This window comes from Candidatus Nanopelagicales bacterium (assembly GCA_028687755.1).
Lineage (GTDB): Bacteria > Actinomycetota > Actinomycetes > S36-B12 > S36-B12 > UBA11398.
Window position 1 is genome coordinate 317,257 of record JAQTZL010000002.1, and the last position, 18,322, is coordinate 335,578.

The window sequence follows — 18,322 nt, forward strand, 5'->3', positions numbered from 1 at the left end:
CATCGTTCATGCTTGTTCGCACCCATGAGTTAGTACGCAACTTTGCAAATGACTGCCTCGATGTCGTGCTCTCACGCGCATGCGTGCATTGCGATCGACCAGGTTCGTTGATCTGCGAACCGTGTGCGTTATTGATTCCTCCGACTGCCGAACAGCGTGAGTTTCATCATGAGCTTTGGTTTGGCGCTTCATATGAAACAACCGTGCGAGAAATGATTAATGCGCACAAGGATCATGGTGCTCGGGCACTCACTTCAGATCTTGGATTGCTTCTTGCGCGTGCAGTGTGGTCAGCATCTGTTTCAAGTTCTTGTGCGCGTCCAGTCGTTCTTGTTCCCATTCCTGCTCATCGATCGTCCTTACGCAAGCGAGGCCGTGACACAGTTATGGAGATTGCTGCAGATGCAGCTGCTCAGGTTTCTGTGCGCGGAATTCCTTGCGTTGCTCGGTCATTGCTTATTCGGGAGATTGAAACCAAGCGCAATGCAGGGCGCTCTCTTCGAGAACGGCGAGACATCGCTGGAACCTTCGGTGTTCGTGATTCGAGGGTGATGCCTTCGCGAGTGATCGTTGTTGACGACATTGTCACCACTGGTGCAACAGTCAATGAGGGAGTTCGCGCACTAATTCAGTCAGGAATTGGTGTGGATGCAATTGCTTGCGTAGCCAGCACGCCATTGTCTGATCAGGTCGCTTAGGTAAGACGGGTAATTCCCTCTTGAACGCCCTTAACCACGGCTTCCATGCGTGATTTCGCTGGCAGCTTTTCCAGAATGCTGCGCACATGATTCTTTACGGTGTTCTCACTGATGTTCAAAGTCTCAGCAATGTCGCGATTGGAAAGCCCAGCAGCCATTGCATGCAGCACTTCGCGCTCGCGCTTGGTCAGCTGCGGTCCGCTCCACACTGGCCCTGAAGTTGCTTCGATGAGATCTTCGGGAACAAGATCGGCAAACCAGCAGTCCATTAATTGACCGCGGTGGCTCAAGCCTCGACGCATGATCTGATTGTGAACCGAGAAGCCAGAGGCTTGGGCAACGGCTCGGGCCGCTTCATTTCCGATGAGTGCTCGCCAAGTAATCACGTTGAGCCGAAGGGAACTAAATCCCCATCGGCAGGCCAGGCGCACCGCTCGGGTCGCAATCCCTCGCCCACGAAGTTCTGGGGCAACCAGGAACCGAACTCGGGCCGAGCCTTCTGTCTCACGTTCTAGGTGAACTGACCCACACCAGCGGTCATCGGTATCGGCAATCACCCAGGTCGGCTCATCCCACCAGTGAACAAGGTTGGTCACTTTCATGATCCAGGCACGAGCATCTTGCTCGGTGTAGGGGCTTGGCAGGTTGGTCCAGCGGGCCACTTCTGGGTCCTGGCCGCCCAAGGTCATCGTGGGGATGTCGTGGGCCTCTGGTAGGCGCAGGAGCACCAAGCCGTCAGTCAGGGTCGGCGCATTCCGGCTAATCGAAGGTCGCGACGAGGAGGACACAGCGGGCAGTCTTGCAGGCAGGAGGTCCCGGCTGGGCAGGTCCCCTACGATGGAGTGCCCAGCAGGCTTCCTTGCTTGGGGCTCCACGAAGGAAAGGTCGCATCACCGTGCGAATGCTCGACAAGCTTCTGCGTGCCGGCGAGGGCAAGACCCTGCGCCGTTTGCATGCCATTGCCGATGCCGTCAACGCGATTGAAGAGAACTACATCGCATTGAGCGATGCGGAACTTCGCGCCCTGACCGACGAATACAAAGAGCGCTACGCCCAGGGCGAGAGTCTTGATGACCTCCTTCCAGAAGCGTTCGCAACCGTTCGTGAAGCGGCCAAGCGCACCTTGGGTCAGCGTCACTTCGATGTTCAGATCATGGGTGGCGCTGCGCTACACATGGGCAACATTGCTGAGATGAAGACCGGTGAAGGTAAAACTTTGGTTGCAACCCTTCCTTCTTATCTCAACGCACTCGCTGGCAAGGGTGTGCACGTTGTAACCGTCAACGATTATCTCGCTGAGCGTGACTCAGAGCGCATGGGTCGCATCCATAAGTTCCTTGGGCTTGACGTCGGCGTAATCCTTTCTCACATGACGCCAGTTGAGCGTCGCATTCAATACAACTGCGACATCACCTACGGTACGAATAACGAATTCGGTTTCGACTACCTGCGCGACAATATGGCTTGGAGCAGCGAAGAACTCGTGCAACGCGGTCATCACTTCGCAGTAGTTGACGAAGTTGACTCCATTCTCATTGACGAAGCTCGCACCCCGTTGATCATTAGCGGTCCTGCTGATCAAGCAACAACTTGGTACGCAGAGTTTGCTCGGATCGCCAACATTTTGAAGCCTGATGTTGACTATGAAATCGACGAGAAGAAAAAGACCGTTGGCGTTCATGAGTCAGCGATTGATGTCGTTGAAGACCAAATCGGTATCGACAATCTTTATGACACGGTCAATACACCTCTCGTGGGCTACTTGAATAACGCGATCCGCGCCAAGGAACTCTTCAAGAAAGACCGCGATTACGTGGTGATGGACGGCGAAGTGTTGATCGTTGACGAACACACTGGCCGTATCTTGGCTGGTCGTCGCTATAACGAAGGCTTGCACCAATCAATCGAGGCCAAAGAAGGCGTCGAAATCAAGGCAGAGAACCAGACTCTGGCTACGGTGACCTTGCAGAACTTCTTCCGTCTCTACGGGCGCCTCTCAGGTATGACTGGCACAGCAATGACCGAAGCCAACGAGTTCTCACAGATTTACAACCTTGGCGTGGTCCCTATTCCTACGAACCGCGACATGGTTCGTCTTGATAAGGCCGACGTTATTTACCGCACAAATGAAGCCAAGCTTCAGGCAGTGATTGCTGACATCGTTCAGCGTCACGCAAAGGGTCAGCCAGTTCTTGTTGGTACGACTTCGGTTGATAAGTCAGAGCACTTGAGCAAGTTGCTTCGCCAAAATGGTGTTCCTCATGAGGTGTTGAACGCGAAGCATCACGATCGCGAAGCCCAGATTGTTGCGCAAGCAGGTCGTAAGGGTGCTGTCACGGTTTCCACCAATATGGCAGGCCGCGGCACCGACATCATGCTCGGTGGTAACCCAGAAACGATGGCTGCTGCAGCTCTGGCTCAGCGTGGTCTTTCACCAATTGACGATCCCGATGCTTACAACGCCGCTTGGGGTGGGGCGCTTGAGCAAGCCACCGCGGCAGTTGCAACTGAGCATGATGAAGTGATCGCTGCCGGTGGTTTGTATGTACTGGGAACAGAGCGTCACGAATCACGCCGTATTGACAACCAGTTACGTGGTCGCGCCGGACGTCAGGGTGACCCAGGCGAATCACAGTTCTACCTGTCACTTGAAGACGACCTCATGCGCTTATTCAAGGCAGACATGGTTGACGCATTCCTGCGTCGCTTCAATGTGCCAGACGATGTGCCAATTGAGGCAAGCATGGTCAGCAATGCAATTCGCAGTGCTCAAGGCCAGGTTGAAGCGCGTAACTTCGAAATCCGTAAGGATGTGTTGAAGTACGACGATGTGTTGAATCGCCAACGTTTGGTGATTTATGCAGAACGTCGCCGGGTGCTTGAAGGCGAAGATATTGAAGAGCAGGTGCGCTCGTTCATCAGTGACACCACTGAGGGCTATGTTCGTGGAGCAACTGAAGTGGGCTACCCAGAGGATTGGGATCTTGAACAGTTGTGGACGGCGCTGAAGACTCTTTACCCAATTCAGGTCAGCATCGATGAAATCATTGAAGCCAGTGGCGGAGATCGCAATAGCCTCACCACTGAGTTCTTAGTGCGTGAGCTCGTCGAAGATGCCGAAGCCTCATATGACGAGCGCGAAGAATCCTTAGGCGAAGAAGTCACGCGCGAACTTGAACGTCGCGTAATTCTCTCGGTTCTTGACCGCAAGTGGCGTGAGCATCTTTACGAGATGGATTACCTGCGCGACGGTATTGGTCTTCGTGCCATGGCTCAAAAGGACCCATTGATCGAATACCAGCGCGAAGGTTTCGATCTGTTCAACGCGATGATGGACAGCATCAAGGAAGAGACCGTTGGTTACCTCTTCAATGTTGAGGTTGAAGTTCAAGAAGCCGGCGAAGGCATGGTTGAGGTCACCACCGACGGCGCCGAAGTTGTGTTGGAATCACATCCTGAAGTGATTGCACCAGGGCTTGCACCGGCTCGCCCAACGCATTTGGAATACACCGCTCCAAGTGAAGATGGTGGCGTGGAGCATGAATCGATTGATCTGCCAGTTGAGATTGATCCAAATGCATCACGCGCAGAGCGTCGTCGCCTCGAGCGCGAAAACCGCAAGCGCACGTAATTCGCGTCGATTGCCTTGGGGTTAACCCAAGGCAATCGCGGTTACCTGCCAAGCATTATTGGCTGACTCAAAACGCATGGCTACCGCTTTGCCGCGCCCTTCACCAACCAACACTGCTGAAGTTTCAGCAACGCCTGGCGCTACTGGACACACTCGTATGGCACGTACCTGTTGAAGGGAACGAGCTGCAGCTCGCGCATTTCTGCCGTGAATGGCGCTGGGATGCAATTGTGCTGCCTTGCCTCGCGCTGCAAGCACAGCGAGTTCGCGCTTTTCCACCCAACGTGACAGTTGTTGAGCCGGGCGATCACCGGAGGCAACTTCCGCGATTGCTCGTGCCATGCGTGCCACCCACATTGGTGGAGGAACGGGCGGCCCACCTGGCAGTGCTTTGGGATCCGAACCCGTTACGTCGCTGGGTGCATCAGACCCAACCAAGCGCAGATGCCGAGGAATAGGTGGCACGGCTGTGATTCCTGGCGCTACTTCCCACACCAGTGGCAATGCGAGTTGCTCACCCTCGTAGCGCATGTCAGCAACACGTGGCATGGGTAAGCGATCCAACAACGTCGACACGGCGGGCTCCTTGCCGCTCGGCCGCGGTCGGGGGTTCGCGGGTACCTGATCTTTGAGTTTGCTTGCGTTTGGTGCTGTTTGTAGTTCTACGTTGTTGATGCACGCACTGTCAATGGGGTGTGGATGACGACGAACCCCTGTGGACAAAGGATTTGCCAAACCATGCACCTGCTCTTCACTGTTCATGATTGTGGTGTTCCCTTGGCAGCGATCGGCTAAACCGATGCATGGTTTTCTTGACACAACCCAAACATTTCCCGGGGATATGTGGCAGGAGGCCCAAGCTGCGTTGCAAGTAGAACAGACATGGGCATTACTGGCGGACGCTGATGCTGTTGCACAATCAGAGTTATCTCAAATTTCTTTACTCGATGGTTTGCAGCCTTCATCGCACCAGATCACGATTGTGTGTCTCGGTGGGGAAGTGGTCAAAGGAAATGTCGTCGAAATTGGCAGTGATTTCATTGCATTAACAAATATCGATCGCCAAGAAATCGCAATCAGCTTCAACGCGATAATTCGCGTAAGTGGCTTACCTACTCGCTTAATTGCAGAGACGCAGATAAAGCCCGCTTTAAGCTCGCGAACCTTGCGCATGTGGTTGCGTGACAGCTTGAATCAAGAAATCGAGTGCACCACCAGTGATCGATGGAAGTTGCGAGGTCGAATTTCTTACGTGGGTGCAGATTTTGTGCGAATGGCAGATCGTGAAGGTGACGCATGCAATATCGCAATGCAAGGGATCGCTGCTATTCGTCGGTGAATGCAACTTCTGCTGTAAACGGATGCTCGCAAACAAAGGCTTGGGTTTGGTCATACATGCGGGCGATGTAAGCATCCAGTTGCGACATCTCAATCCGCCACTGGCCTCGCCCGCCAACCTTGATGGCCGCAAGCTCACCATTGCGCACGAGTGCATAGCTTTGTGCAGCAGAAATATTCAAGATCTCGGCAACGTCGGCCAAGGTAATGAATCGCGCTCGCGAAGTAGTCACGTCGGCATTGTGCCAAGAATCCAATAAAACAAAAGTCGTTATCCACAGACCATTTCGCTGTGGATATCCATTCGCGGATCTCCTTGTTTTGACTCATCGTTAGGTATCGATGAAGGAGAGAAGTCATGACAAGCTTTGCAATCAGGCGGTCAGGGTCTGCAAATGATTTTCAGCACGGGGTGGTGGCCTCGCACAAGAAATGGCGAGATACCCGCATCTGGGTTGGCCTAGGGTTCATCATCGCGGCAATGTTCATTGGTGCCTTCGTGATGTCTTCAGGTGGATCAACCAGCACCGTTTGGCGCGCCACTCGCGATCTACCTGTTGGCGCCGTGCCTGAAGTTGAAGCAGTGACAGTCGCGCTAGGTGAAGCTGCGACAACGTATTTGCCGACTACTGAATTGCCGCAGGGGCGAATGAAACTGCCTGTTGCTGATGGTGGATTCTTGCCCCGCAATGCCGTTGGTGCGGCAGTACCGTCAAATTCCAGGCTCGTCACGATCCCGGTTGATCCCATGCGGGTGCCTGTAGGGCTTGCTGCGGGAGATGTTGTTGATGTGTGGGCAAGTGCTCCGAAGGTCAATGAAGCATCCTCGTCAATTCCTACCCAAGTGTTGAGCAATGTTCTCGTGGCAGATGTTGATCGCGAGGCAAGCGGTATGGGTGGTGAATTGCCAGTGGTGCTCGATATTGCTGACTCGCAGGCAGCGCAACTTATTGGTGCAACCCGTGCAGATATTTCACTCGTACTTGTACCGCTACCTTCGCAATCCTTTTACGGCGAAATATCGCAATGAGTGAGATTCCGATCATCGTTGCTGCACCTACGTGCGTGCATGAATCAGAGCTTGTACGCAAGGCTCCTCAGTTTGGGATGCGAGTAATTCGCCGACCACTAGATGCCGCTGAACTCCTAGGTATTGCATCGATTGAAGTGTCCACTCCAGTGCTGATTGGTGTTGCTCTTCCACGGTTGGATCCCGCGGTTGTTGAGCTCTTACTGCGTGGGAACAGAAGGGTGATAGGCATTGCCTCCAGTGTTGAAGAAAGACAAGAGTGCATTCGCCTAGGTATCCCCGCGGTGGTACAGGCGGAAAATTCATTGGATATTTGGCCAGAAATAGCAGGACATCTCGGTGTGACCTCAACCAACAGCAATCAGGCCCAGGAGATTGAATCGTCTGGTTCTGGGGTGTGGTCAACGGGGGCGTGGGCGTACGAGACCCCAATGCTTCAGGAGCCTGCACCGCTGAATGCATATGTACGATCGGGAACAGTGGTGGCGGTGTGGGGTCCGCAAGGCGCACCTGGGCGCACGCTGACAGCGCTTGCAATCGCACGAATCCTGGCCGCACAGGGCAATCGCGTCTGTGTCATCGACGCCGACACTGTTGCCCCCGCGATGACTTTGCTCTCAGGCATTGTTGAAGATGCAAGCGGCATTGTTGTCGCTTCTAGGTATGCGCAGCGCGGATCGCTCACGCATCAAACGTTCATGCAATTAGCGCGTCCCATTGACGCAAACTTTTGGCTTGTCGGTGGGATTAGTCATCCTGATCGCTGGGAAGAGCTTGATGCACGGGCTCTGCGCGATGTTCTCGAGGTTGCTCGATCAGTTGTTGATTTCATCGTGGTTGATATTGGCTTCGGTCTGGATGCTCCATCACAAAGTGCTGGTTTGCTCGATATTCCTCGCTATGCGAGCGCAACATCGGTACTGCAACAAGCCGATGCTGTTCTTGCAGTGACCCAGTCATCGCCGCTTGGTATCGCGCGATTCTTGCAACATCTCCCTACCGCACAAGGTCTGTCGAGTGGAACGCTCACGTTAGGCGTGCGTGCTGCTGAGAACCACAGTGTGCCGTCAACGGTGAAAAGTTTGCGAACCTACGGATTGCAGCATCAGATTCTGGGGCTGCCATCAATCGCTACCGCGGATGCTGGGCATTGGTTTGCGTCAAAGGGCGGTTTCTTGCGCAGGAAGAAGGATCAATGGCGTCAATTAGAACGCTGGTGTGCAACCGTAAATCAAGGGGAAGGAAGCACAACAATCAAAGTCCCGACTCTGGCAAACTTGTAGACAGCTGCGGCAGCTTCTTCTGAAAGCCGTACGCACCCGCCTGCAGCAATTGGCAAGCCTAATTGTTTGACTGAATGCATCATGGTGCCGTCGTAATACTTAGGGATTGCATGCAAGCCAATCGGCGACTTCGTGTCGGGTCCGTACGTGAAGCGCACCATGTGATTGAAGGTCACTTTGGAATTTGGATTGAAGGCTTTCGTGCTCTTTGAAAACACGTGGTACGTGCCAGCCTTTGGGCGATCCCAACGACCAACGACGGGGTAGCGCGCAACCACCGTGTTGTCAGCTTTAATCAGCCACACAGTCATCAACGCCTTGTCGTAGACAACTCGCTTGGTACCGGCATGCAGCAAATCATTGGGATATGTAGGAACCCATTTGGCCTTCTTGGTGCGCGACGCAGGCCGCGGCTTATGAGTGGGGCCTGCAGTTGGCGTTGCTGATGGTGTGGAGTTCGTCGCAACGGCTGTGGACGGGGCTGGGCTGGCATTCGTGGCATTTGCTGAATTCGCGGCCACCATCACGACGCCTGCGCCGAGCACTGCAGCGCTAGCAATCAGTGCAGCGCTGATTTTGACCGTGCGCCGTGGGGAAGTCATAGCTCTTTTGTACCTCGAGTACGGGTGAAAAATTGTCTCCCACGCTCAATGGGTGTGGTCAATGCTCGCGTAACCACGTCTGGGCGAACTCTTGCTCTTTGCGCAGATAGCGCTCAGTCTGTTCCTTCGCGAGGTTTTCTACCTTGCCGCCCATGAATGGAATCGCAGCCTTGAACTCACCTTCGGTGGTCACAATCGTGTGATCTGCTTGCGTGGTGATTGCTGCCGAACCGACAAAGGTCAGGGGCGCGCTGAACGAAACTGAGAAATCGCCAAGACATTGACCTAGGAATTCGGGTTGCCATATTTGGGTCTCAGTGACGGTCAGTGTTTGACCCACAATGGCAAGCGCGAATGCGGGCATTTCTGAGGGAAGTGTTCGTGTGATTGTTGCTGTTACCTGGCCGTTGGGTTCAGCGACGATGGAGTGTTCAACCGAGATGGCTCCAGTTGCCAGCGCCCGAGCCTGAATGTATTCAGGGTCAAGGATCATCGCTCGGACGGTAGCAAGGTCTGCCTCGTACATTTGCGTGTAGTTCATCTTTGTCGCCATGCGATTCCACCTCTCAGCGGTTAGCCTAGACGAATGAATGACATCGTTACTGAAGCACTAGCCAGTCTTGATTCAGATACGGATTCTTCCCAGAGGAGTCTTGTTCGTCATTCATTGAAATATCTATCTTGGGAAGATTCGCAAGGCCTCACTCCTGCGCAATTTGTCAAACACCTCGAGCATCTGCGTGCTGTCGGTGATATCCGTCAAGCAGATCGTGCTGTTGTGGATGTGCGCGAGTTGGGTGATGCGGAAATCACGGTTGTCTGTGTGATTACTGATGACATGCCTTTTGTTGTCGATTCGGTCATTAGTGCGCTCACGTTAGAAGGAAAGAGCCCACGACTTGCTCTCCATCCCCAATTGTGGGTTCGACGCGATGCAGCCGGGCAGCTCCTTGAAATTCTCGATGCCGACCCAATGGGTGTGGCTCCAGCTGATGCACAACTTGAATCCTGGACTCTCGTAGAACTACAGCGCGATTTCGTACACGAAGACAACACGCGAACAGCGAATCATTTGCGAGAGGTAATGCGTGATGTCCGTGTCGCATCGCGTGACTGGCAGGCAATGCGAAGTAAGGCTGTGGAGCTGTCGCAGGAATTGCGCAACTACCCAAACCAGGCATGGACGCAGCTGGATACTCGTGAGGCAGCAGATTTTCTTGAGTGGCTGACCGACGAACATTTCCTTTTTCTGGGCTATCAAGAAAATGATCTGATCCAACTCGGCTCAGGTGAAGCCTTACTACCTGAACCAGGTAGTGGATTGGGCATTCTTGGCGATGCTCACGCTGGCACGAACACTGAACCAGTCACGTTATCTCCGGTGGCTCAAATTCACGCGCATGACCCTGTTCCGCTGGTGCTCACCAAAGCAAACTCGCGTTCAACAGTGCATCGATCTGCCTATTTAGATTACGTCAGCGTGCGCAAAACATCTCCCGATGGAACTGTTACAGGGGAACGCCGATTCCTTGGCCTGTACACCGGCCGTGCATACGCCGCAAACGTCACTGATATTCCAGTGTTACGCGCTCGCATCGCTGAAGTGCTCATTGCACTTGGATTAGCGCCCAAATCACACAGTGCTCGCGATATTGGGCAGATGATTGAGACGCTCCCACGCGATGAACTGTTTGCGACAAACACTGAACAACTTGTTGAGTTTGCCTCAACCACGATGCATCTCACCGAGCAACGCAAAGTTAAAACTTATTTTCGGATCGATGATTTTGGTCGCTACATTTCTGCCTTCGTATTCTTACCCAAGGATCGATACAGCACGGATGTGCGAATCCGAATCCAAGAATTAGTACAGGAGTTCTATCAGGCGTCCTCTGTAGATTTTTCGGCCCTCGTTGGAGATGAGTCGCATGCGCGACTGCATTTCATTGCGCATGTGCGCGATGAAGTTCAGTCAGATGCACTGGATGTGCAGGCCCTTAATCGTTCGATAAGACTTGCTGTGCGCACGTGGACAGATGACTTCACTGAGATTGCGGTGGCAAGGCTTGGCTCCCGCGAAGTCTCATCGTTTCTTCAGCAGTTTGTTGACGCATTTCCTGAAAGCTACCGATCAAGCACGCCTGCATCCGTTGGAGTATCGGATGCATTGTCGATAGCTGAACTTGAGTCTGGCGACATTGCGATTGAAGTCAATAGTTTTGGCAATGCTGGCCAACTTGAAGTGAAGTTCATTCGCACAGGTGATTCGGTTTCCCTGTCGGAAGTGTTGCCACTATTACAAAATTTTGGCATGACAGTTCTTGATGAGCATCCCTTCGAAATCAAGCGCAAGGGCTCGAGTTCAAGTTGGATCTTGCGCTTTGGTGTGCAGCCTCCGATTTTGAGTGAAGGATCAACCTCAAGTACTGACCAGAATTTGGTTGAAGCGATTCGAGCTGTCTGGTTTGGCCAGGCGGAATCAGATTCATTCAATGCCTTGGTGCTATCAGCCGGCCTCACCTGGTCTCAAGTTGCTGTGATCCGGGCATATTCAAAATACGTGCGTCAAATCGGTTCAGCCTTTGGTCAGGATTACATTCAAAGTGTGGTGCGCGCATATCCACACATTGCTCGCATGCTCATCGAGCTCTTTGCATCGCAATTTGATCCGGCATTGACCATCGACCGAGATCAACAGCGCGTACTTCGTAGTCTTGAGTTAGAACAAGCTTTTGATGATGTACCGATTCTTGATCACGACCGCATTCTGCGAAGGTTTCTCTCACTGATTTTGGCCACGTTACGCACTTCTGTGTATATGCCAGCATCAACCAATGCCATTCCTCGTGCTTTTGCATTCAAACTCAACTCACGTGACATTCCTGAATTGCCATTGCCTGCCCCGCTCGTAGAGATTTGGGTGTATTCGCCTCGGGTAGAAGGAGTACACCTTCGGTTTGGTCGGGTTGCTCGCGGAGGGTTGCGATGGAGCGATCGGCGTGAGGATTTTCGAACTGAAGTGCTCGGATTAGTCAAGGCACAAGAGGTCAAGAATGCAGTGATCGTTCCTGTCGGTGCCAAGGGTGGGTTCGTTCCTGCAATGCTGCCCGATCCTCAAAAAGATCGCGAGGGATGGCTTGCTGCCGGCAAGGCTGCCTATCAGGAGTTCATTTCTGCGCTTCTTGACCTTACGGATAACTATCGCGATGGACAGGTGGTGAACCCGAGCAATGTGGTGAGTTTGGACCAAGCAGACCCATATCTTGTTGTTGCAGCTGATAAGGGAACCGCAACATTCTCAGATATTGCCAATGCCATCGCGTTGGAACGCGGTTTTTGGCTTGGTGATGCCTTTGCAAGTGGTGGATCTGTGGGTTATGACCACAAGGCCATGGGCATTACTGCACGTGGAGCCTGGGTATCTGTGCAACGTCATTTCCGTGAACTGGGAATCAATACGCAAACGGATCCAATCACGGTGGTGGGCATCGGTGACATGAGCGGCGATGTATTCGGCAATGGATTAATGCTCAGTGACCAAGTGCGACTCATCGCTGCGTTCGATCACCGCGATATCTTCATTGACCCAAATCCGGATGCATCCGCGTCATTTCGTGAACGCACCCGGTTGTTTGCTCTTCCACGATCGAGTTGGGCAGATTTTGACAGTCAAGTGATCTCCGCTGGGGGAGGAGTCTTCTCACGTAGCGCAAAGTCCATTGAACTGTCTGATGTTGCTTGTCAATCACTTGGATTGGTAGGCGATCGTCGCACGTTTACTCCTCATGAAATTATTCAAAGCATTCTTCAAGCGCCCGTAGATCTCTTGTGGAACGGCGGTATTGGCACCTATGTAAAGGCTGCATCGGAATCCAGTCTCATGGTTGGCGATAAAGCCAATGATGCGATCCGCATCGATGGCTCGCAGCTTCGATGCAAGGTTGTAGGCGAAGGCGGTAACTTAGGTTTCACACAGTTAGGGCGTATAGAAGCGGCATTGAATGGTGTTCGCCTCAACACCGATGCAATTGATAACTCTGCCGGTGTGGACACTTCGGACCACGAAGTGAATCTTAAAATCTTGCTGGACACATTAGTTCGATCATCCTCGATGAGCGAGGATCAGCGAAATAGTGTGCTGCGTTCACTGACGAATGATGTTGCGGCTGCAGTTCTTGAAGATAACTACGGGCAAAATGTTGTGCTGGGCAATGCTCGGGCGGCTTCAAGCACTCTCATCAATGTTCATCAGCGCTTTATTCGCGATCTTGAACGACGAGGGCTACTTGATCGCACAGTTGAATTTCTGCCAACTGACGAAGCTATTGAAGCTCGACGCCTTGCCGGTATTGGGTTGACCTCACCTGAACTTGCAGTGTTGTTGGCATATTCGAAAATTGCATTAGCGGCGGATTTGAATGCTGGAGATATTGCTGCAGACCCTTGGTATGAGTCTGCATTACTTTCTTATTTTCCCGAAACTATCACCAACCAGTTCCGCGATGCCGTGTTGACTCATCAATTACGTAGCCAAATCATCACTACTGTGGTGTGCAACTCAATCGTGAACACCGGTGGAATCACGTTCGTGTATCGCGTGATGGAAGAAACTGGGGCGTCAGCAATTGAGACAGTTCATGCTGCGCGTGCAGCTTTGGAAATCTTCGACATCCCACGGTTGATCTCCAGCATCGATGCGCTCGACAATCAGATTCCAACCAACGCACAGGATGCCTTGCATTTAGAACTGCGCCGACTTCTTGATCGCGCTACCCGTTGGATCCTCAATTCACGCAGCAGTCGTTTAGCGCCTCAGAGCATTGTCGAAACCTATCGACCTTTGGTGGAGGAATTTGCCGGGTACGTGCGCGGACACCTGCCATCGGGGATGGTGGAAGAGGTGGGCACACGTGCCCAAGCACTGATGAACGTCGGTGCTCCTGCAGCATTAGCAATTGAAGTGAGTTCGGCACTGGATTTATTCGTATTGCTCGACATCGCACATATTGCGCAACGCAGCTCCATCAGTCCTGACCGAGTGATTCCCGTGTACTTGGCAGTCACTGAGGCCTACGGAATTGATCCGTTGCTGACGGCAATATCAGCGCTTCCTCGTGATGATCGTTGGTCGTCCTTGGCTCGACATGCCTTGCGGGCCGATCTTTATCAAGCGACTGCGACCTTGACCGAGCACGTCTTAACCATGGATCAAGGATCGCCGGCACTCACGATTGCATCGTGGGAGGGGCATTACGGCGCGAGCTGCGATCGGGCAAAGGCCACGCTGATTGAAATCGCTTCTGTGGAGCGACCAGATATCGCCACGTTATCTGTGGCGCTTCGGGTATTGCGTACCTTGATAAGTCAGACCTCATAATTTTTCAGTGATTCTGCAGATCCTTTGCAGATACCGCGGCTGCCCTTGGCTTTCAGGGTCAGAGAGTTACGATTGACGAATTGCTTGAAGTTTCATCTATCTACCCCGTTCCGCCTACCCCCAATGGAGTCATCGTGAGCCTGCCGCCCCTGGTGGATGCCAATGTCGATCTCAGCGTCGACGAAGTGCGTCGCTACAGCCGCCACTTGATCATTCCCGATGTCGGCATGGCCGGCCAGAAGCGTTTAAAGAATGCCAAGGTGCTGTGTGTTGGTGCAGGTGGTCTTGGTTCACCCTCACTGATGTATTTGGCAGCCGCGGGCGTGGGCACTTTGGGCATCGTCGAATTCGACGTGGTCGATGAATCCAACCTGCAGCGCCAGATCATTCACGGTCAAAGCGATATCGGGCGCTCGAAGGCTGAAAGCGCTCGCGACTCCGTTAAGGAAATTAATCCTCTGGTCACCGTGAACTTGCACGAAGAGCGTCTTGATTCATCTAACGTGATGGAGCTGTTCGCTCAATACGACCTCATCGTTGATGGCACTGACAACTTTGCAACGCGTTATCTGGTCAACGACGCATGTGTACTGCTGGAAAAGCCATACGTATGGGGCTCGATCTACCGCTTCGATGGCCAAGCCTCCGTGTTCTGGGCCGAACATGGTCCTTGCTACCGCTGCTTGTACCCAGAGCCACCTCCACCAGGCATGGTTCCTTCATGCGCTGAAGGCGGCGTGCTTGGCGTGCTGTGTGCATCCATTGGTTCGATCCAGGTCACTGAAGCAATCAAGTTGATCACTGGCATTGGCGAAACCCTGCTCGGTAAATTGATGATTTACGACGCACTTGAGATGAGCTACCGCAAGGTGAAGATCCGCAAGGATCCAAACTGCGCAATCTGTGGCGACAACCCAACGGTCACTGAACTCATCGACTACGAAGCCTTCTGTGGTGCGATTTCTGACGAAGCTGCTGAAGCCGCAATGGATTCCACGATTTCAGTGAAAGATCTCAAAGGCATGCTGGATGCGCGCGAACGCGGTGAAGCTGACTTCGTGTTAATTGATGTGCGCGAACCAGGTGAATATGAAATCGTTTCGATTCCAGGTTCAATTCTGATTCCTAAGGGTGCATTCCTTGATGGTTCAGCACTGTCAGAGTTGCCGACAGACAAGCAGATCGTGCTGCATTGCAAGCTTGGCGGTCGGTCGGCTGAATGTCTTGCAGTGGTGAAGGGCGCAGGGTTCTCTGACGCCGTTCACGTCGGTGGCGGCGTGCTTGCTTGGGTCAATCAGATTGAGCCAGACAAACCTTCGTACTAACCTTTCACAACAGACAACAACGGCGGGTTCCTCGTGGTGAGGAACCCGCCGTTTGTCATGTTATTGGGGTGCTAAGCCGGCATCTTGGAAATCAAACTTCTTATGTGAGCCATCGCAATACGGCTTCTTTGCCGAATGCCCACAGCGGCACAGGAAGGTTTTTGTGGTCTGGCGTATGAGCTCGCCGTTGGCATCAAGAAGGTCAACTTCGCCCACTACTTCGTATGGTCCGTTTTCGCACACCGTGACGGTGACGTTGGTTGCATCAGTCATAGCCACATTGTGGCCTACGAGCCGGCCTTAGCCGGCAACAATGTCACCTTCGGCTGAAGAAACTTCAATACCCAAACCCTTGAGGTACTCGGTGGCGGCATCGAGATCTGACGCTTCACCTTCAAGATCAAGAATCATCCAGCCCACATGCTGCTCAATATTGGCCCGACGAATGTTGGGAATCACCTGATGCTGCTTGACCATCGTGTAGACGATTGGTTCGGTCACGGTTTCTGGACCAAAGGTGAGCTGCAAGTGGCGATGAGTCGTCATGAGGCCATCTTATTAGGCCAGTACTAGAGCGCGCCACGCTTCGTGAGGTAGCTAAAGGCCCAGTAGCCCGGAACCGTGGGAATCCAGAAGGTGACCAATCGGTACAGCAATACTGCGGAGAGAGCAATGCCACCATCAAGGCCAGCCGCGGTCAGGCCCGCGGTGAGTGCGGCTTCAACGGCGCCCAAGCCGCCAGGGGTTGGAGCAGCCTGTCCAACAGTTGCACCAACGAGGTACACCACGGCAACCATGGCGATACTCATATCGCCGCCGAACGCTTGGATGCTGGTGTAGAGAACCCCGATGTAGGCGAGGTTCAAAATGATGATGCCGCCGACACCTTCAAGAAGTTTCTCTGGGCGTTGCGCAACTGTCAGCAAGCGCGGGCCAACCTCGCGAAGCATCGGTGCAACGCGGTCATTGGCAATGCGACGCACCTGTGGAATCGCAAAGAGGGACACCACCACCACAGCGATGATGACTACAGCGATCACGACAATGCGTGACGGCTTAAAGGTGAAGTCCGCTTGTGTGCCGGCAGCAAAACCAAACCCGAGCAATAAGAGCATGTGCATGACAAACGCCATCACCTGTGACACAGCAACACTGGCGCCAGCAAGAGCGGGATTCAAGCCAGCTCGCTGCAAGAAGCGCATGTTCACTGCAACTGCGCCAAGGGTTGGAGGGGACACCAACGTGGCAAAATCGCCAGCAAGTTGGGCCATCGTGGTGCGCACTAACGGGATGCTTTCTGGAACAAAGCCGGCCAGAGACCATGCGGCACCAACATAGGTAACCAAGCTGAACAGAAGTGCCCCAAGGGCCCAACGCCAGTCGGCAGTTTTGAACAGTTGCACAAGATCAACGTCAGCAAGTTGGGTCAGAAGTACGTAACCGGCAACAGTGCCAACAACAGCAAGGACCAAAGTCTTTGGTTTAACGCGTTCAAGTTGAATCTGTTCAACAACTTCATTATCTGGGCCGATCTCAATCAGCAGATCACGAAGTTGAACCATGAGGCCCTTGTGCTTACGCACTGCCTTGCGCGTAGGTGCCGATAGTGCCACCGGTTGCAACGCAGGGAGTGCCCGCGAAAGCCCAGCGGTACCAAGCACTGTCCGCCCAGTGCTGACCGCACGCTCGGGGCTGGTGAGCATGGCCAAGGTCACCAAAAGTTCGGCTAGGTCAATGCGCATGGAGACGTCTCCAGCAGCAACTGAACCACCATCGTGACCAACGAGCCAAAGAGTGTCGTCATCTCCACGAACTAAATGACTGGCGTCAAGGGCGCGATGACTGACCTGATGTTCATGCAGGGTGCGAATTGCGCGCCAGGCTTGTTCGAGATCACTGTCGGTAACCGTGTCAACTTCTGAAAGAGGTTGGCCTTCAATGTATTCGTAGGCAAGCAGGTACGAGTCTTCATTAATTTCTGAAGTGACAAGTAAGCGTGGTTCAGGGGCGCCAGCAGCTTGGGCTGCGTAAGACGTCAGTGCTGCGTGATCAACTGCGCGACGCATATTGAACCGACGACTTGATTGATCCTCGCGCAAACGCACCGCTGTCCAGGCAGCCTTTGCGATACCTGCGCCTTCCATGTCGCGGTCAAATACGGTTACGCGCATTACTGCACCATTGCGGGTAACTGCCTGGTAGCGACGGCCGCGACGAGTGGTCTCTTGAGCCATCAGGGAAATCACTGGGAACCCGCCGCGTTCCAAGGTTTGCGCGATGGCAACACCTGATGGGCGCGAGGTTGGTGTACCTAGGGCATAGCGCAGGATTAGGCCGATTCCCCAGCCAATTGCGATTGACATGATCAAACCGGCAATGGCAATGGCAGAACTCAATACCGTGACGATCGTGACTGAACCAATCACGATGATGCTCAGCACGCTCCATGGCCGTCGATTCATCAGACGTGCCACGGTGATGAAAGCGATCAAGCCGCCAAGGATTGGCGCCGTTGATGCGCCGCCGGCACTTGCGGAACCGGTGAGAGCAGTGAGCAAGCGAGGTGAATCAATTGCCGAGATGGCACTGGAAAGGGCTGTCAAAAAAATGATCGTGACGAGTAGGGCCAACAGTGAGTCAAAGAGTTGGCGCATGCGTTTGCGAGCGACCAAGGAAATCGATGCAGCAATGGGCAAGCCAAGGGTGCCAATGCCACCAATCACATTGAGGACAAGCACCACGAAACCTGGCAACAAACTCGCTGTGCTGGCAAGGTCTGAATCCAAACCAGCGCTCGTGCTCGAGGCAAACCAGGCGATCAGAACAATGCCTACGGTGACCGCCAAAGCCAGCACAAATCGAGCTAAATCCAATGGGCGATGCACGCGAAGAGGGATGACACCATCTTCAATAATCAACGTTTGCGACGCTCCGCCGTCAAGGCTGAGGGGATCGTTTGGCCCGTCGTCGAAACGTACGGGCGCGTCGGTCACGGCACCATGGTGTCAGATGGGCCCAAATGCCGGTGGGGAACCCGT

At 53.4% G+C, this 18,322-nt stretch carries 15 protein-coding genes; 7 read left to right on the top strand and 8 right to left on the bottom strand.

Annotated elements, in window-relative coordinates:
• Positions 1 to 8: 8 nt before the first annotated feature.
• Positions 9 to 698, top strand: coding sequence for a hypothetical protein (locus PHN51_04725; GenBank protein ID MDD2818082.1), 690 nt, complete (start codon positions 9 to 11; stop codon positions 696 to 698).
• On the opposite strand, the gene PHN51_04730 is transcribed toward PHN51_04725, so the two are convergent.
• Positions 695 to 1,486, bottom strand: a complete 792-nt coding sequence (locus tag PHN51_04730; protein ID MDD2818083.1) for a GNAT family N-acetyltransferase — start codon at positions 1,484 to 1,486, stop codon at positions 695 to 697. The genes PHN51_04725 and PHN51_04730 overlap by 4 nt on opposite strands.
• Before the next feature lie 113 nt (positions 1,487 to 1,599).
• Here PHN51_04730 and secA point away from each other — a divergent pair, with 113 nt between their 5' ends.
• A complete protein-coding gene (secA, locus tag PHN51_04735) occupies positions 1,600 to 4,329 on the top strand; it encodes a preprotein translocase subunit SecA (GenBank protein ID MDD2818084.1) in 2,730 nt (909 codons plus the stop codon).
• 21 nt (positions 4,330 to 4,350) lie between these two features.
• Here secA and PHN51_04740 read toward each other — a convergent pair whose 3' ends face one another.
• Positions 4,351 to 4,905, bottom strand: a complete 555-nt coding sequence (locus tag PHN51_04740) for an Rv3235 family protein (GenBank protein ID MDD2818085.1) — start codon at positions 4,903 to 4,905, stop codon at positions 4,351 to 4,353.
• A gap of 139 nt (positions 4,906 to 5,044) precedes the next feature.
• Between PHN51_04740 and PHN51_04745 the strand changes: the two genes are divergently transcribed.
• Positions 5,045 to 5,668 carry a hypothetical protein gene (locus PHN51_04745; protein MDD2818086.1) on the top strand — a complete coding sequence of 208 codons (624 nt, stop codon included), beginning with the start codon at positions 5,045 to 5,047 and terminating at the stop codon, positions 5,666 to 5,668.
• Here PHN51_04745 and PHN51_04750 read toward each other — a convergent pair.
• On the bottom strand, positions 5,655 to 5,900 hold the full coding sequence (locus PHN51_04750; GenBank protein MDD2818087.1) for a helix-turn-helix domain-containing protein: 246 nt from the start codon (positions 5,898 to 5,900) through the stop codon (positions 5,655 to 5,657). The genes PHN51_04745 and PHN51_04750 overlap by 14 nt on opposite strands.
• Before the next feature lie 125 nt (positions 5,901 to 6,025).
• Between PHN51_04750 and PHN51_04755 the strand changes: the two genes are divergently transcribed.
• Together PHN51_04755 and PHN51_04760 are read left to right on the top strand one after the other, a co-directional pair.
• On the top strand, positions 6,026 to 6,697 hold the full coding sequence (locus tag PHN51_04755; GenBank protein MDD2818088.1) for a hypothetical protein: 672 nt from the start codon (positions 6,026 to 6,028) through the stop codon (positions 6,695 to 6,697).
• Positions 6,694 to 7,980, top strand: a complete 1,287-nt coding sequence (locus PHN51_04760; GenBank protein ID MDD2818089.1) for a hypothetical protein — start codon at positions 6,694 to 6,696, stop codon at positions 7,978 to 7,980. Before PHN51_04755 ends, PHN51_04760 begins: the two co-directional genes overlap by 4 nt.
• On the opposite strand, the gene PHN51_04765 is transcribed toward PHN51_04760, so the two are convergent.
• Together PHN51_04765 and PHN51_04770 are read right to left on the bottom strand one after the other, a co-directional pair.
• On the bottom strand, positions 7,929 to 8,582 hold the full coding sequence (locus PHN51_04765) for a L,D-transpeptidase (GenBank protein MDD2818090.1): 654 nt from the start codon (positions 8,580 to 8,582) through the stop codon (positions 7,929 to 7,931). The genes PHN51_04760 and PHN51_04765 overlap by 52 nt on opposite strands.
• A 58-nt stretch (positions 8,583 to 8,640) precedes the next feature.
• Positions 8,641 to 9,135 (bottom strand): DUF2505 domain-containing protein, encoded by a 495-nt coding sequence (locus PHN51_04770; GenBank protein MDD2818091.1) that lies wholly within the window; start codon positions 9,133 to 9,135, stop codon positions 8,641 to 8,643.
• A 33-nt stretch (positions 9,136 to 9,168) separates the two neighbouring features.
• Between PHN51_04770 and PHN51_04775 the strand changes: the two genes are divergently transcribed.
• The gene (locus tag PHN51_04775) at positions 9,169 to 13,959 is read left to right on the top strand and encodes an NAD-glutamate dehydrogenase (GenBank protein MDD2818092.1); all 4,791 of its coding nucleotides are present in this window, start codon (positions 9,169 to 9,171) and stop codon (positions 13,957 to 13,959) included.
• A 134-nt stretch (positions 13,960 to 14,093) separates the two neighbouring features.
• Entirely contained in the window at positions 14,094 to 15,284 is a 1,191-nt protein-coding gene (gene moeZ / locus PHN51_04780) for an adenylyltransferase/sulfurtransferase MoeZ (GenBank protein MDD2818093.1), read from the top strand.
• A 60-nt stretch (positions 15,285 to 15,344) separates the two neighbouring features.
• Here the strand turns inward: moeZ and PHN51_04785 are convergent, their stop codons facing one another.
• The 3 genes from PHN51_04785 to PHN51_04795 are packed head-to-tail and all read right to left on the bottom strand — an operon-like array spanning position 15,345 to position 18,277.
• Positions 15,345 to 15,557, bottom strand: coding sequence for a CDGSH iron-sulfur domain-containing protein (locus PHN51_04785; protein MDD2818094.1), 213 nt, complete (start codon positions 15,555 to 15,557; stop codon positions 15,345 to 15,347).
• Between the two features lie 27 nt (positions 15,558 to 15,584).
• Positions 15,585 to 15,830, bottom strand: coding sequence for an NIL domain-containing protein (locus tag PHN51_04790; protein ID MDD2818095.1), 246 nt, complete (start codon positions 15,828 to 15,830; stop codon positions 15,585 to 15,587).
• Between the two features lie 23 nt (positions 15,831 to 15,853).
• Positions 15,854 to 18,277: a flippase-like domain-containing protein gene (locus tag PHN51_04795; GenBank protein ID MDD2818096.1), complete on the bottom strand. Its 2,424-nt coding sequence runs from the start codon at positions 18,275 to 18,277 to the stop codon at positions 15,854 to 15,856.
• Positions 18,278 to 18,322 lie beyond the last annotated feature (45 nt).

Bases quoted from the DNA above. Each gene is read 5' to 3' on its own strand.
- secA (MDD2818084.1), top strand. From the start codon at position 1,600: ATGCTCGACAAGCTTCTGCGTGCCGGCGAGGGCAAGACCCTGCGCCGT.
- PHN51_04760 (MDD2818089.1), top strand. From the start codon at position 6,694: ATGAGTGAGATTCCGATCATCGTTGCTGCACCTACGTGCGTGCATGAA.
- PHN51_04765 (MDD2818090.1), bottom strand. From the start codon at position 8,582: ATGACTTCCCCACGGCGCACGGTCAAAATCAGCGCTGCACTGATTGCT.
- PHN51_04785 (MDD2818094.1), bottom strand. From the start codon at position 15,557: ATGACTGATGCAACCAACGTCACCGTCACGGTGTGCGAAAACGGACCA.
- PHN51_04755 (MDD2818088.1), top strand. From the start codon at position 6,026: ATGACAAGCTTTGCAATCAGGCGGTCAGGGTCTGCAAATGATTTTCAG.
- PHN51_04775 (MDD2818092.1), top strand. From the start codon at position 9,169: ATGAATGACATCGTTACTGAAGCACTAGCCAGTCTTGATTCAGATACG.
- PHN51_04725 (MDD2818082.1), top strand. From the start codon at position 9: ATGCTTGTTCGCACCCATGAGTTAGTACGCAACTTTGCAAATGACTGC.
- PHN51_04770 (MDD2818091.1), bottom strand. From the start codon at position 9,135: ATGGCGACAAAGATGAACTACACGCAAATGTACGAGGCAGACCTTGCT.
- PHN51_04790 (MDD2818095.1), bottom strand. From the start codon at position 15,830: ATGACGACTCATCGCCACTTGCAGCTCACCTTTGGTCCAGAAACCGTG.